Consider the following 13,039-nt stretch of genomic DNA (forward strand, 5'->3'; position numbering starts at 1 on the left):
GCTACTGGCGTGGCCGTCTGACGGCGGTTTCTCCGCTTCCGGTGCTCACGGACTTTAACGTCCGCTGCGCTCCGGTTCTCGAAACCACCGCCAGCCGACTCACGCCAGCGCAGTCTCGAACGGGCTCTGGGCTGTTAGGATAGCGCCGCCGGGCTCCGTCCCGGCGGCCGAAGGAGGATGCGATGGGCCTGCTGATCGAGGGCCGCTGGACCGACCAGTGGTACGACACCAAATCGACCGGCGGGCGCTTCGTGCGGCAGGACAGCGCCTTCCGCAACAAGGTGACCGCCGATGGCAGCTCGGGCTTCAAGGCCGAGCCCGGCCGCTATCACCTCTATGTCTGCTACGCCTGCCCCTGGGCGCACCGCACCCTGATCGTGCGGGCGCTGAAGGGGCTGCAGGATGTGATATCGGTCGACGCCGTCGACCCGTTCATGGGCGAGCAGGGCTGGACCTTCGCCGACATCCGCACCGGCGTGCGCTCCCCCGGCGCGACCGGCGACCGGGTCAACGGCAAGGCGGCGCTGCACGAGGTCTACACCCTGGCCAAGCCGGACTACACCGGCCGGGTCACCGTGCCGGTACTGTGGGATAAGCAGACCGGCACGATCGTCAACAACGAGTCGGCCGAGATCATCCGGATGCTGAATTCGGAGTTCAACGCGTGGGCCGACCGGTCGGTCGACCTGTCGCCGGCCGCGCTGCTGCCCGAGATCGACGCCATCAACGCCGAGGTCTATGACCGGGTGAACAACGGCGTCTACAAGGCCGGCTTTGCCACCGACCAGGCGGTGTATGAGGAGGCCGTGACCCGGCTGTTCGAGACGCTGGACCGGCTGGAAGCGCATCTGTCGGCGCATCGCTGGCTGGTCGGCGACCGGCTGACCGAGGCCGACATCCGGCTGTTCACCACCCTGCTGCGCTTTGACCCGGTCTATCACGGCCACTTCAAGTGCAACCTGCGGCCGCTGCACGAATATCCGGCGCTGTGGGGCTTCACCCGCGAGATCGCGCAGCGCCCGCATGTGGCGGCGACGATCGAGATGACCCATATCAAGCGCCACTATTACGAGAGCCACCACACCATCAACCCGACCGGCATCGTGCCGAAGGGACCGATTCTGGACCTGTCGGCGCCGCATGGCCGGGAGCGGCTGGCGGAGGCGGCGTAGTTCTCGGACGGTGAGGTCCGATCCCCCTCACCCTCCCGCCGCCAACGCGGCGGGCCCCTCCCTCTCCCCAAGGAGAGGGAAATAAGGTGAACGGTCCTTCACCTCTCCTCGGGGAGAGGTCGAAATCGCGCAGCGATTTCGGGTGAGGGGGTGGCTCCGGCCCATCCAGTGACGAACGCGAGACCGGGTCGGGCCGCGCCCTGCACTCACACCCCCAGCACCGCTGTCCGCAGGATCCGCACCGCCAGGAACAGGGCGGTGAAGGCCAGGGCCTCGTCCCACAGGGTCAGGCGGCCGGGCCGCGGCGCCTCGCGCGCGACCCAGGCGAACAGCCCGGTCCAGATCGCGGACAGGAACATCACCATCTGCAGCAGCGCCAGCATGTCGGCCAGCGAGCGCCTGCCGGGCAGCGCGGTCACGGCCAGCAGCGCCAGCACCATGCCGAATCGCATGCCGAAGCTGGCGATGCGGCGGCGGGAGTCGGGGTCGGTGCGCTGCCAGACCGTCCCGGCCGGCGCTTCCGTCTCGTGCATGATCGTCATCCTGGACCGGCCCGTCGCGTCGTCGCGGGCCCGGCGGAGCGCGACCTTGCTCCATCCCGGCATCAAGACTCCATGCGGTTTTCCCGCTGACGCTGGCGCTCGCGGTCCCGCTCGCCCCGGGCTTCGGCCGCGAGCTTGCAATACTCCTTGCGGAGCTCGCGCAGGTCCTCCTCGGAATGCTCCTCGAGGTCGAGCATCGAGTTGCGCGCCACCTCGGTGGCGCGGATCAGCTCGTCGATCTTGATCTGCAGCGCCGCGGTGTCGCGGTTCTGGGTGTTCTGGATCAGGAACACCATCAGGAAGGTGACGATGGTGGTGCCGGTGTTCACGGTCAGCTGCCAGACATCGGAAAAGCCGGCAAGCGGGCCGAGCGCGGCCCACACCACCATCAGCCCCGCCGCCACCCCGAAGGTGGCGGGGTGGCCGGCGAGCTGCGAGACCCGGTTGGCGAAGCGGGTGAACCAGGGGGCGTCCTTCATGGCATCCTCCAACGCGGAACGGATGCCATGACAACGGGACGGCGGGCCGGATCGTGCCGGAGCGAGGCGGCGGTCCGTCCGGCCGCCCCCTAGTCCGGACGGTTGTAGTCGTACAGCACGCGGCCATAGGGCAGCGTCAGGTCGGCGATCAGGTGGTGGGCGCCGAGCACCCGGCGCACCGGCAGGTCGGCCACCGGCGCGTTGACATGCGGCACCAGGTGCAGCCGCGCCGGCCCGATCCAGGAGCCCTTCGGGGTGATGTCGACGAGGTTGTAGGCCACCAGCTGGCACACCTCCGGCCGGCCGTCGACGCCGGGGATCAGCTTCAGATTGACCTGGGTGCGCGACAGCGTCGCCATCGTCCGCTCGCCGTTGCCGGCCATGCTCTCATGCTTGTAGCCCATGGTGCCCATGGCCACGAGCTGGTCGGCATAGGACAGCGTGCCGGTCAGCGTGTCCTTGACGATCTGCAGCTTCGGATGGGCGTATTTCTTCGGGAAGCCCCAGATCTCGCGGCCGGCGGCGATCGGCGGATCGTCGTCGAGATACATCTGGGCGACGAAGCTCATCTCCTCGCCGCGGAATTTGCACGGGATGACCATGCCGGATTCGGTGTAGCTGCCGAAGCCCGAGCTGTCCGGCATCCGGATCCATTCGTAATGCACCACCGGCCGCTCCAGCGGCTCCAGCGGCTCCGGCAGCTGGTCGCGGATCACCTGCGGGTCGGTCTCGTAGGTGATGATCATGTATTCGCGATCGACGAAGCGGTACGGCCCCGCCGGATAGCTGGGGCCCGCCGCGGGCATCGACGGCAGACGGAGGACGTCCTGGATCCGCATGGTCTCACCTTTCACCGAACGGCCGCGACCCGGCCGCAGCGGTTCATAGAGGGGCAGCGCGGATACTCCCGCGACAGTCTTCCGACAGTGATGTGACATCGCAGCGGGACGGGCCGCCGGCGACCGTCCCGTCATCAGCCCGTCATCCATCCCGGCCTATCGTGCGCTGCCCGCGAGCAGGAGACCGGCCGCCATGGATGCCAAGAGCCCCGTTGCCCAGCAGGATATCCCCGAGAGGGGGTGGCGGCCGGACCGCTGCGACCGCGTCGCCCTGGTGCTGCAGGGCGGTGGCGCGCTCGGCGCCTACCAGGCCGGGGTGTACCAGGCGCTACACGAGGTCGGGATCGAGCCGGACTGGGTCTCCGGCGTGTCGATCGGCGCCATCAACGCCGCGATCATCGCCGGCAATCCGCCGGAGCGGCGGCTGGACCGGCTGCGGGCGTTCTGGGAGCGGATCACCGATCGCAAGATCTGGCACTACACGCCGGATGGCGACCTGTTCCGCCAGCTGCGCAACGCCACCAGCACCTGGATGACCATGGCGCAGGGCCAGCCCGGCTTCTTCTCGCCGCATCCGGTCAGCCCGTGGCTCAGCCTGGCCGGGGCGAAGAGCGCGACCAGCCATTACGACACCGCGCCGCTGCGCGAGACCCTGGCCGAGCTGGTGGATTTCGACCGGATCAATGCCGGGCCGGTGCGCTTCGCGGTCGGCGCGGTCAATGTGCTGACCGGCAACTTCACCTATTTCGACAGCGCCGAGGAGGAGATCGGGCCGGACCACGTGATGGCCAGCGGCGCCCTGCCCCCGGCCCTGCCGATGGTCAAGATCGGCACCGACCATTACTGGGACGGCGGCATCGTCTCCAACACGCCCTTGCAGCACCTGCTGGACCAGGATGGCGGGCTGAACACGCTGGTGTTCCAGGTCGACCTGTTCAGCGCCCGGGGGCAGCTGCCGCGCGACATGAACGACGTGATGGCCCGGCACAAGGACATAATGTACTCGTCGCGCACCCGCTACACGACGGATCTCTACAAGCGGCTGCATCTGTGGAAGACGCGGCTGGCCCAGGCCCTGGCCAAGGCGCCGGCGGAGTCGCTGACCGACGAGGAGCGGCGGCTGCGGGACGAGCTGGCGCATCTGCCGGAGATCACCATCCTGCACCTGATCTACCAGCAGAAGGCCTATGAGGGCCACGCCAAGGACCACGAATTCTCCGGCACCTCGATGCGCGAGCACTGGCAGAGCGGCTACGAGGACACGAGGCGGACGCTGAAGCGCCGGCAGTGGATGGAGATGCCGCCGGAGGGCGCGGGCATCGTCATCCACGACGTGCACCGGCTGGAGGATTGAGGGCGGGGCTGCGCCTGCCCCTCTCAATTGTCATCCTGGGGCTTGACCCGAGGATCCAAGGGCCATCAAGAGCGGCGCTGGCCGCCTGGATTGCCGGGTCAAGCCCGGCAATGACAATGAAGGTAGTATCGACGTCATCGCGAGGAGCGAAGCGACGTGGCGATCCAGGGGTCGGTGCCGCTGGATCGCCACGCCCCTGCGGGGCTCGCGATGACGGTGTAGGAAGGGCGAGAGCCGCCCCTCACTGCCCCTGGTTCAGCGCGACCGGCTGCTTGTTCGCCTGCAGGCCGTATTTGGCCAGGATCTGGTCGTAGGTGCCGTCGGCCTGCAGCTTCTCCACCGCCGCCTTGACCGCGTCGCGCAGCTGCGGCTCGGATTTCAGCACCGGGATGCCGACCAGGGATTCCGTGAAAGCCGCGCCGATCGGCACATAGGTGTCCGGCTCCAGCTTCTGGAAATAGGGCAGCGTCTCGTTGCCCTGGGCCGCGGCCTGCAGGCGCTGGGTCTTCAGCTGGGTGCGGGCATCGGCCGAGCCTTCGGTGCCGACCACGGTGATCGCCGGCTTGCCCTTGGCGACGCAGTTGGCGTCGCTCCACTCGCCGATCTGCTGCGGCCAGTTGGTCGAGCGGCTGGCGCCCACGGTCTTGCCGCACAAATCGTCGGTCGACTTGATCTGATCGGCCAGCGCCGTGATCGTGTAGAACTGCGCGCCGGATTTCATGTAGTCGACGAAATCGGCGATGTCGCGCCGCGCCGGCGTGTCGCTCATCCCCGCCATGACGATGTCGATGCGGCCGGTCTGCAGCGACGGCAGCATCTGGGCGAAGGCGATCTCCTGGAACTCGGCCTCGACGCCCAGCTGCTTGGCGATCGCGCGGCCGAGCTCGATGTCGACGCCCTGCAGCTCGTTGGTCGCCGGGTCCTTGAAGATGATCGGCGGGTAGTTGTTGTTGGTGCCGATGACGATCTTGCCGGCCTGCTTGATCCGGTCGGGCACGGTCTGTGCATTGGCAGATGTGGCGGCCAGCGCGGCGACGGCCGCCGTGGCGGCGAGCAGGGCGATACGATTCATGGAAGCCTCTCCTGTTGTTCTGGGTCCGCCGGTCACGACAGGACGGCGGCGATGAAGTCGCGGGTGCGCGGCTCGCGCGGGCTGCCCAGCACCTGCTGCGGCGGGCCCATCTCGACGATCCGGCCGCGGTCCATGAACACGACCCGGTTCGCCACCTCGCGGGCGAAGCCCAGCTCATGCGTCACCACGATCATGGTCATGCCGCTGGCGGCGAGGTCGCGCATCACCGCCAGCACCTCGCCCACCAGCTCGGGGTCGAGGGCGGAGGTCGGCTCGTCGAACAGCATCAGCTTCGGCTTCATCGCCAAAGCGCGGGCGATGGCGATGCGCTGCTGCTGGCCGCCGGACAGCTCGGCCGGATAGGCGTCGCGCTTGTCGGCCAGGCCGACGCGCTGCAGCAGGGCCATGGCCTCGGCCACCGCCTCGGCCTTCGGCCGCTTCTGCACCGTGACCGGGCCCTCGATGATGTTGGCCAGCACGGTCAGGTGCGCGAACAGGTTGAAGCGCTGGAACACCATGCCGCTGGCCAGGCGCTGGCGCGCCACCTCGCGGTCGGTCAGGGCATAGAGGGCATCGCCTTCGCGCCGGAAGCCGGCCAGCTCGCCATCGACCCAGACGGCGCCGCCATCGACGCTTTCCAGCTGGTTGATGCAGCGCAAGAGAGTGCTCTTGCCCGAGCCGGAGGGGCCGATGATGCACAGCACCTCGCCGCGCTCGACCTCCAGCGACACGCCCTGCAGCGCGTGCAGCGACCCGAAATGCTTGTGGATTTCGGCGGCGACCACCATCGGCGGCATGGCTCAGGCCTCCTTCGGCTGGTCGAGGGTCCGCTTGGTCCAACGATCACCGCGGCCGCGTGAAAAATGCTTCTCCAGGAAGTGCTGGCCGATGCTGAGCACCGTGACCACCACCAGGTACCAGATCGCGGCGACGATCAGCAGCTCGATCACCCGGGCGTTGGCGTAGTAGATGGTCTGGGCGTTGCGCAGCATCTCGGCGTATTGGATGACGCTGGCGACCGAGGTCAGCTTGACCATGCTGATCACCTCGTTGCCGACCGGCGGGATGATCACCCGCATCGCCTGGGGCAGCACGATCCGGCGCAGCGCCACCAGCCGGGTCATGCCGATCGCCTTGGCCGCCTCGGTCTGGCCGAGATCGACCGACAGGATCCCGCCGCGCACCACCTCGGCGGTGTAGGCGCCCTGGTTGATGCCGAGGCCCAGCAGCGTCGCGACGAAGGGCGTGATCAGGTCGACCGTCCGCCCCTCGATCAGGCCGGGGATGCCGATGGTCGGGAACACCAGCGCCAGGTTGAACCACAGCAGCAGCTGCAGCAGCAGCGGCGTGCCGCGGAAGAACCAGATATAGCCGACGGCCACGGTCTTCAACACCGGGTTGGGCGACATCACCATGATGGCGAACACGACGCCGAGCGCGATGCCCAGCGCCATGGCGCAGACCGTCATCAGGATGGTGTTGGCCAGGCCGGACAGGATCGCCGGCGCGGTGAAGAACTGGCCGACCACGGCCCAGGCGATCTGGCCCTCGGCGAAGGCCTTCACGATCGCAGCGAGCGCCAGCAGGATCAGCGCCGCCGCGACCCAGCGCCCATAGTGCCGGCGCGGCACATGGCGCAGATGGGCGATGGAATAGGGCGAGGCCCCGGTCGTGGTGTCGGTCATCCCTTTTCCCCCAGCCCCTTCAGATGCGGTCCGAGCCTGTTCGAGAATGCGCTGGTGTGAGTCGACTGGTGGCGGTTTCGAGAACCGGAGCGCAGCGGACATGGTCGTCCGCGAGCACCGGAAGCGCAGAAACCGACATCAGGCGGCCGCACCAGTAGCATTATCGGGCAGGCTCGCGCGGGCCATCATAGGCTTGGGCCCAACTGTCCTGCTCGACCAGCAGCTCGCGCAGCCGCGCCAGCTGCTCCCGCACCCGCTCGGGCGCGGTGCCGCCATGGCCCGACCGGGCGGCGACCGCGGCCTCGGGCGTCAGGCAGGCCCGGATCTCCGGCGCCAGCCGCGGATCGACGGCCGCCAGGTCGGCATCCGCCAGGTCCTCCAGCCCGATGCCGCGGTCTTCGCAATGCCGGACCAGGGCGCCGGTGATCTCATGCGCCTCGGAGAACGGCACGCCGCGCCGCGACAGCCAGTCCGCCACCTCGGTCGCCAGGGTGAAGCCCTCGACCGACTGGCGCTTCAGCGCCTCGACATTGACCCGCATCGTGCGCAGCATCCCGGCCATCGCCGGCAGCACGGCGTCGAGCGTGTCGACCGCCTCGAAGGCGGCGCGCTTGTCCTCGGCCAAGTCGCGGTTGTAGGCGAAGGGCAGGCCCTTCAGCGCCGTCAGCATGGCCGTGAGCCCGCCGATCAGCCGAGACGCCCGGCCGCGCGTCAGCTCGGCGATGTCGGCGTTCTTCTTCTGCGGCATGATCGAGGAGCCGGTGGCGTAGGCGTCGTCCAGCTCGACCCAGCGGAACTGGCGCGACGACCACAGGAACACCTCCTCCGCCAGCCGCGACAGATGCACCGACAGCATCGCGGCGACGAACAGGAACTCGGCCACATGGTCGCGGCTGCCGACCGCGTCGATCGAGTTCTCGCACGGGCCGTCATAGCCCAGCTCGGCCGCCGACAGGTCGGGGCGCAGGGCAATGGCGGAGCCGGCGAGCGCGGCGGCGCCGAGGGGCGACCGGGCGTTGCGCCGGTCCCAGTCCTGCAGCCGCTCGACATCGCGGGCGAAGGTCTGGGCATGGGCCAGCAGCTGGTGGGCGAAGGTCACCGGCTGGGCCGGCTGCAGATGGGTGAAGCCCGGCGCCAGGGTCTCGACATGCGCCTCGGCCTGCGCCACCAGCGCCTGCTGCAGCGCCATCACGTGGCCGGCGAGGCGGCGGGCGACGTCGCGCAGGTAGAGCTTCAGGTCGTTCGCCGCCTGGTCGTTGCGGGAGCGACCGGCGCGCAGCTTGCCGCCGAGGGCGCCGAGCCGCTCGGTCAGCACGCGCTCGAGGAAGGTGTGCACGTCCTCGTCGCCCTGGTTCGGCTTCACGGCACCGGCAGCGGTGTCGCGCGCCAGGTCGATCAGGGCGGCGGCGATCGTCTCGCCCTCGGCCGCGGTCAGGATGCCGGCCCGCACCAGCTCGCGCGCATGGGCGGCGGAGGCGGCGAGGTCGTAGGGGGCGAGGCGGAAATGGCTGGCGTCGGAGCGCGACAGGGCCATCAGCTCCGGCGCGGGCGCGGCCCGGAAGCGGGCGCCCCAGAGACGGGTCGGTTCGGTCATGCTCGGCTCCCTGTTCGGCCGCGGATGCTGGCAAGCCGCAGGGGGAGCGACAATGGAAATGATTTCCCTGCGATAGTCCGGAATGGAATATCGTACGCGCCAGTCCGAATGGTCATAGCCGAGAGATGTCGTCGATCCCCCTGCCCTCCACCACCGCCCTGCGCGTCCTGGCCGCGCTGGTCGAGCACGGCTCGGCCTCCGAGGCGGCGAAAAGCGTGCATCTGACCCAGAGTGCGGTCAGCAAGCAGTTGCGCAGCCTGGAGGAGATCGCCGGCCTGCCCCTGTTCGCCCGCACCGGCCGCGGCCTGGTGCCGACCCCGGCCGGGCGGATCTATGTCGAGCAGGCGCGGATCGCGCTGGGGGCCTTGGAGACGGCAGCCGGGCGGATCGCGGCGCTGCGCGGGTCGCCCAACGCCATCCGGCTGCATGTCCTGCCGATCCTGGGCGACCGCTGGCTGGTGCCGCGCCTGTCGCTGCTGGCCAAGGCGCGGCCGGAGCTGGAGGTGCAGTTCACCACCCAGGCCACCGGCGACACGGTCGAGGAGGCCGACGGCGTGTTCCGCTTCGGCGAGGGCGACTGGCCGGGCCAGCGGGCGGAGTACCTGTTCGGCCGCAACGTCGCGCTGGTCGGGGCGCCAGCGCTGCTGTCCCGGATGGGCGGCATCGCCACGGCCGAGGATGTGCGCCGCTACACCGTGCTGGACCACCGCCACACGCCGCTGCGCTGGAGCGAATTCGCCGAGGCCCAGGGGCTGGCCGAGTTCACCCCGGCGCATATGGTGCATTTCGGCTTCTACGCGCTGGTGATCCGCGCCGCGATCGCGGGCCAGGGCTTGGCCCTGGTGCCGCGCTGCCTGATCGGCGAGGAATTGTCGACCGGGCGCTTGGTCAACCCGGCGGGCCTGGGCTTCCACAGCCGGCACGGTTACTGGTTCACCGTGCCGGCCGACCGCACGCCGCGGCCCGGCCTGGTCGCCTTCCGCGACTGGCTGCTGGGCGAGGCCCGGACGCTCGGGTCGGGGATGTAGTCTGGGTAACGACGGGAGGATGAAGCTGTGACCGAGCAATCATCCGATTTGTCCATGGTCCTGAGGCACGCTGCGGGCGGCGGCCTCGTGGATTCGCAGTTGGCGCTCACAGTTGCCGAAGCACTCTTCAGAAAGGAGATCGGCGACGAGAGGCTAAAGAAGCAATTGCCGTTGCAGGTGATTGACCTCGGGCCATCATGGTTGGTGAAGGGCACTCCGGACGCACTCAATCCAGGACAAAGCCCCACCGGTTTACAAGACGGCTACACCGAGATCGTCATTTCAAAAGCAGACTGCAGGATCACCAGATTTGCGACAGTCGGAGGATTCCCATGAACCCCGTCATCGACCGCCGTGAATGGGCCGAGGACCCCGAGCGCTGGCACGGCGAGATCCAGCTCGGCAAGCGCGGCGCCAATGTCTCGGTGATCTTCTTCGACCGGGCCGAGCCCGGCGGCGGGCCGAAGCTGCACCGCCACCCCTACTCCGAGACCTTCATCATCCGCGCCGGCCGCGCCCTGTTCACGCTCGGCACCCAGGAGATCCTGGCCGAGGCCGGGCAGATCGTGGTGGTGCCGGCGAACACGCCGCACAAATTCACCAATCCCGGCCCCGGCCCGCTGCAGACCATCGACATCCACGAGAACGGCAGCTTCATCACCGAATGGCTCGAATGAGCCGATCGCGCTGGTTCGAGGCTGCGGGGATCGCTAGACCAGGATGATCACCCGCGAGAGTTGGACGGCCGGCATGGATGCGCGCGCAAACGGTTTGACGATCAAGGCGCCGGGCCGGCCGCTGACCGGCCGCGTCACCCCGCCGGGGTCGAAGTCGATCACCAACCGCGTCCTGCTGCTGGCGGCGCTGGCCCGCGGCACCAGCCGCCTGACCGGCGCGCTGAAGAGCGACGACACCAAGCTGATGGCCGCCGCCCTGAGGGCCATGGGGGTGACGGTCGAGGAGCCGGACGACACCAGCTTCACCGTCACCGGCACCGGCCGGCTGCAGGCCCCGGCCGAACCGCTGTTCCTGGGCAATGCCGGCACCGCCACCCGCTTCCTGACGGCCGCCGTGACCATGGTCGACGGCACCGTGGTGGTGGATGGCGACGCCCATATGCGCAAGCGGCCGATCGGCCCGCTGGTGCAGGCGCTGCGCTCGCTCGGCATCGACATCACCGACACGGGCGGATACCCGCCGGTCACGGTGCGCGGCCACGGCCCCTTCGCCCCCGGCCGGGTCGAGATCGATGGCGGCCTGTCCAGCCAGTACATCTCCGCCCTGCTGATGGCCGCCGCCTGCGGCACCGGCCCGGTCGAGGTGGCGCTGACGGGCAAGGAGATCGGCGCCCGCGGCTATGTCGATCTCACTGTCGCGGCGATGCGCGCCTTCGGCGCCGAGGTCGATGCGATCGACGAGGCCATCTGGCGGGTGCAGCCGACCGGCTACCGCGCCGTCGACCATGTGATCGAGCCCGACGCCTCGGCCGCAACCTATCTGTGGGGAGCCGAGGTGCTGACCGGCGGCGCCATCGACCTGGGCGTGCCGGCCGCCGCCTTTACACAGCCGGACGCCAAGGCCCAGGCGCTGATCGCCCGGTTCCCGCACCTGCCGGCGGTGATCGACGGCTCTCAGATGCAGGACGCCGTGCCGACCCTGGCGGTGCTGGCGGCGTTCAACCAGACGCCGGTGCGCTTCACCGGCATTGCCAATCTCCGGGTCAAGGAATGCGACCGCGTCGCGGCGCTGGCGACCGAGCTGTCGCGCATCCGCCCCGGCCTGGGCCGCGAGGAGGGCGACGACCTGATCGTGGCCTCCGACCCCGCCCTCGCCGGCCAGGTGCTGCCGACCCGGATCGAGACCTATGCCGACCACCGCATCGCCATGAGCTTCGCCCTGGCCGGATTGAAGATCGGCAGCATCACCATCCTCGACCCGGGCTGCGTCGCCAAGACCTATCCCGGCTATTGGGATGCGCTGGCCTCGCTAGGCGTCACCTACGATGAGGTCGCCTGACCGGGCGACCCGACCGCCCGCCACAGCTTCGCGAACAGCCTGCCGTCGATTGCGATCAGGCCCAGCCCGATCAGCGCCATCCCGGCCCAGGCGCGGCCGGACAGCACCTCGCCCAGCACCAAATGGCCGAGCAGCATGGCGCTGGGCGGGATCAGCAGCGTCACCAGCACCGTGTTCGTGGCGCCGACCCGGGACAGCAGCTTGAAGTAGAGGACATAGGCCAGCGAGGTGCTGAGCACCGCCAGCCCGGCCAGCGACAACAGCGTCGTGCCGCTGGGCATCGGCAGGGTCCAGGGCCGGTCGGCCAGGGCGACGACCGGCAGTATCATCACGGTGGTGGCGCTGACCTGGCCGGTGGCCGTGACCATCGGCGGTAGCTTGCGGAAGCGGCGGCCGAAGATGCCGGCGAAGGCGTAGGACAGGGCGGCGCCGAGGATCGCGATCTGCGCCGTGACCTCGCCGCCCAGCCCGCCCAACACCTGCGGGCCGATCAGCACGACGACGCCGGCGAGGCCGAGCAGCACGCCGGCCAGCCGCTTCGGCGTCAGCTTCTCCTCCGTCGTGAGGACATGCGCGACCAGCACGGTGAACAAGGGCGTGGTGGCGTTGAGGATGGCGGCGAGGCCGCTGCCGATCCGGGTCTGGCCCCAGACGATCAGGCAGAACGGGATCAGGTTGTTCAGCAGCCCCATGCCGAAGAAGGCGGCCCAGGTGCCGCGGTCGCGCGGCAGCGCCAGGCCGGCCAGGCGCAGCACCGGCAGCAGCGCCAGCGCCGCCAGCCCGACCCGGACCAGGACGATGGTCAGCGGCGGCAGCTCGGCCACCGCCACCTTGGAGAAGAAGAAGGAGCCGCCCCAGGCGACCGACAGGGCGATCAGCAGCAGCCAGTCGGCGAAAGCCATCGCGGGCGGGGCTGCGGGTTTGGTGGTGCTCATGCCGCTGTTCTCGCCGAGACCGACATGGCCCGCCACCCGGTTCTTGCGGTGCAATCCGGGTGCAGGACTGGCCCGACAAAGCGTCACGGCACAGGCGGCACCGGATGGTCTAGCAAGGGGTGACGTCTCTCTTTCCTGTCATTGCCGGGCTTGACCCGGCAATCCAGGGGCCACCCAGAGCGGCCTCGACATCTCTGGATGCCCGGGTCAAGCCCGGGCATGACAACTATAAAATTGAGTTCCCTTTACCTGTTGTTCGGCCAGCAACATAGCTTCCAGATAGTAATGCCGCGCCACACGGTTCACAATAAAACCAGGGGCGT

General features: G+C 69.2%; 14 protein-coding genes. 6 read left to right on the top strand and 8 right to left on the bottom strand.

Annotation, left to right across the window (positions count from 1 at the left end):
* Positions 1 to 182 precede the first annotated feature (182 nt).
* Positions 183 to 1,172 carry a glutathione S-transferase family protein gene (locus ABDW35_RS19980; protein WP_343715636.1) on the top strand — a complete coding sequence of 330 codons (990 nt, stop codon included), beginning with the start codon at positions 183 to 185 and terminating at the stop codon, positions 1,170 to 1,172.
* Positions 1,173 to 1,378: 206 nt separating this feature from the next.
* Here the strand turns inward: ABDW35_RS19980 and ABDW35_RS19985 are convergent, their stop codons facing one another.
* From ABDW35_RS19985 to ABDW35_RS19995, 3 genes are all read right to left on the bottom strand, one after another.
* Complete coding sequence (locus ABDW35_RS19985; RefSeq protein ID WP_343715637.1) at positions 1,379 to 1,705, bottom strand: hypothetical protein; 327 nt, start codon at positions 1,703 to 1,705, stop codon at positions 1,379 to 1,381.
* 71 nt (positions 1,706 to 1,776) lie between these two features.
* Positions 1,777 to 2,193 carry a low affinity iron permease family protein gene (locus ABDW35_RS19990; RefSeq protein WP_343715638.1) on the bottom strand — a complete coding sequence of 139 codons (417 nt, stop codon included), beginning with the start codon at positions 2,191 to 2,193 and terminating at the stop codon, positions 1,777 to 1,779.
* A gap of 89 nt (positions 2,194 to 2,282) precedes the next feature.
* On the bottom strand, positions 2,283 to 3,032 hold the full coding sequence (locus tag ABDW35_RS19995) for an acetoacetate decarboxylase (protein WP_343715639.1): 750 nt from the start codon (positions 3,030 to 3,032) through the stop codon (positions 2,283 to 2,285).
* Between the two features lie 193 nt (positions 3,033 to 3,225).
* Between ABDW35_RS19995 and ABDW35_RS20000 the strand changes: the two genes are divergently transcribed.
* A complete protein-coding gene (locus tag ABDW35_RS20000) occupies positions 3,226 to 4,386 on the top strand; it encodes a patatin-like phospholipase family protein (RefSeq protein ID WP_343715640.1) in 1,161 nt (386 codons plus the stop codon).
* Between the two features lie 241 nt (positions 4,387 to 4,627).
* On the opposite strand, the gene ABDW35_RS20005 is transcribed toward ABDW35_RS20000, so the two are convergent.
* The 4 genes from ABDW35_RS20005 to argH form a co-directional block, all read right to left on the bottom strand.
* Positions 4,628 to 5,458: an ABC transporter substrate-binding protein gene (locus ABDW35_RS20005; RefSeq protein WP_343715641.1), complete on the bottom strand. Its 831-nt coding sequence runs from the start codon at positions 5,456 to 5,458 to the stop codon at positions 4,628 to 4,630.
* A 32-nt stretch (positions 5,459 to 5,490) separates the two neighbouring features.
* Positions 5,491 to 6,255: an amino acid ABC transporter ATP-binding protein gene (locus ABDW35_RS20010; protein WP_343715642.1), complete on the bottom strand. Its 765-nt coding sequence runs from the start codon at positions 6,253 to 6,255 to the stop codon at positions 5,491 to 5,493.
* A 3-nt stretch (positions 6,256 to 6,258) separates the two neighbouring features.
* Positions 6,259 to 7,143, bottom strand: a complete 885-nt coding sequence (locus ABDW35_RS20015) for an amino acid ABC transporter permease (protein WP_343715643.1) — start codon at positions 7,141 to 7,143, stop codon at positions 6,259 to 6,261.
* A gap of 160 nt (positions 7,144 to 7,303) precedes the next feature.
* Complete coding sequence (argH, locus tag ABDW35_RS20020; protein ID WP_343715644.1) at positions 7,304 to 8,737, bottom strand: argininosuccinate lyase; 1,434 nt, start codon at positions 8,735 to 8,737, stop codon at positions 7,304 to 7,306.
* A gap of 125 nt (positions 8,738 to 8,862) precedes the next feature.
* On the opposite strand from argH, the gene ABDW35_RS20025 reads away from it, so the two are divergent.
* The 4 genes from ABDW35_RS20025 to ABDW35_RS20040 all read left to right on the top strand — a co-directional run bounded on the left by ABDW35_RS20025 (position 8,863) and on the right by ABDW35_RS20040 (position 11,781).
* On the top strand, positions 8,863 to 9,765 hold the full coding sequence (locus tag ABDW35_RS20025) for a LysR substrate-binding domain-containing protein (RefSeq protein ID WP_343715645.1): 903 nt from the start codon (positions 8,863 to 8,865) through the stop codon (positions 9,763 to 9,765).
* A 27-nt stretch (positions 9,766 to 9,792) separates the two neighbouring features.
* On the top strand, positions 9,793 to 10,101 hold the full coding sequence (locus ABDW35_RS20030) for an NTF2 fold immunity protein (protein WP_343715646.1): 309 nt from the start codon (positions 9,793 to 9,795) through the stop codon (positions 10,099 to 10,101).
* Entirely contained in the window at positions 10,098 to 10,442 is a 345-nt protein-coding gene (locus ABDW35_RS20035; protein ID WP_343715647.1) for a cupin domain-containing protein, read from the top strand. Before ABDW35_RS20030 ends, ABDW35_RS20035 begins: the two co-directional genes overlap by 4 nt.
* Positions 10,443 to 10,515: 73 nt before the next feature.
* Entirely contained in the window at positions 10,516 to 11,781 is a 1,266-nt protein-coding gene (locus tag ABDW35_RS20040) for a 3-phosphoshikimate 1-carboxyvinyltransferase (RefSeq protein ID WP_343715648.1), read from the top strand.
* Here ABDW35_RS20040 and ABDW35_RS20045 read toward each other — a convergent pair.
* Positions 11,763 to 12,716, bottom strand: a complete 954-nt coding sequence (locus tag ABDW35_RS20045; RefSeq protein ID WP_343715649.1) for a DMT family transporter — start codon at positions 12,714 to 12,716, stop codon at positions 11,763 to 11,765. The two genes, ABDW35_RS20040 and ABDW35_RS20045, sit on opposite strands and share 19 nt — an antisense overlap.
* Between the last annotated feature and the right edge of the window lie 323 nt (positions 12,717 to 13,039).

It is taken from the genome of Inquilinus sp. (assembly GCF_039594555.1).
In the GTDB taxonomy this organism is placed as follows: domain Bacteria; phylum Pseudomonadota; class Alphaproteobacteria; order DSM-16000; family Inquilinaceae; genus Inquilinus.

Coding starts and splice junctions, on each gene's coding strand:
- ABDW35_RS19980 (WP_343715636.1), top strand. CDS start 183: ATGGGCCTGCTGATCGAGGGCCGCTGGACCGACCAGTGGTACGACACC.
- ABDW35_RS19985 (WP_343715637.1), bottom strand. CDS start 1,705: ATGCACGAGACGGAAGCGCCGGCCGGGACGGTCTGGCAGCGCACCGAC.
- ABDW35_RS20040 (WP_343715648.1), top strand. CDS start 10,516: ATGGATGCGCGCGCAAACGGTTTGACGATCAAGGCGCCGGGCCGGCCG.
- ABDW35_RS20000 (WP_343715640.1), top strand. CDS start 3,226: ATGGATGCCAAGAGCCCCGTTGCCCAGCAGGATATCCCCGAGAGGGGG.
- ABDW35_RS20025 (WP_343715645.1), top strand. CDS start 8,863: ATGTCGTCGATCCCCCTGCCCTCCACCACCGCCCTGCGCGTCCTGGCC.
- argH (WP_343715644.1), bottom strand. CDS start 8,737: ATGACCGAACCGACCCGTCTCTGGGGCGCCCGCTTCCGGGCCGCGCCC.
- ABDW35_RS20015 (WP_343715643.1), bottom strand. CDS start 7,143: ATGACCGACACCACGACCGGGGCCTCGCCCTATTCCATCGCCCATCTG.
- ABDW35_RS19990 (WP_343715638.1), bottom strand. CDS start 2,193: ATGAAGGACGCCCCCTGGTTCACCCGCTTCGCCAACCGGGTCTCGCAG.
- ABDW35_RS20010 (WP_343715642.1), bottom strand. CDS start 6,255: ATGCCGCCGATGGTGGTCGCCGCCGAAATCCACAAGCATTTCGGGTCG.
- ABDW35_RS20005 (WP_343715641.1), bottom strand. CDS start 5,458: ATGAATCGTATCGCCCTGCTCGCCGCCACGGCGGCCGTCGCCGCGCTG.
- ABDW35_RS20045 (WP_343715649.1), bottom strand. CDS start 12,716: ATGAGCACCACCAAACCCGCAGCCCCGCCCGCGATGGCTTTCGCCGAC.
- ABDW35_RS19995 (WP_343715639.1), bottom strand. CDS start 3,032: ATGCGGATCCAGGACGTCCTCCGTCTGCCGTCGATGCCCGCGGCGGGC.
- ABDW35_RS20035 (WP_343715647.1), top strand. CDS start 10,098: ATGAACCCCGTCATCGACCGCCGTGAATGGGCCGAGGACCCCGAGCGC.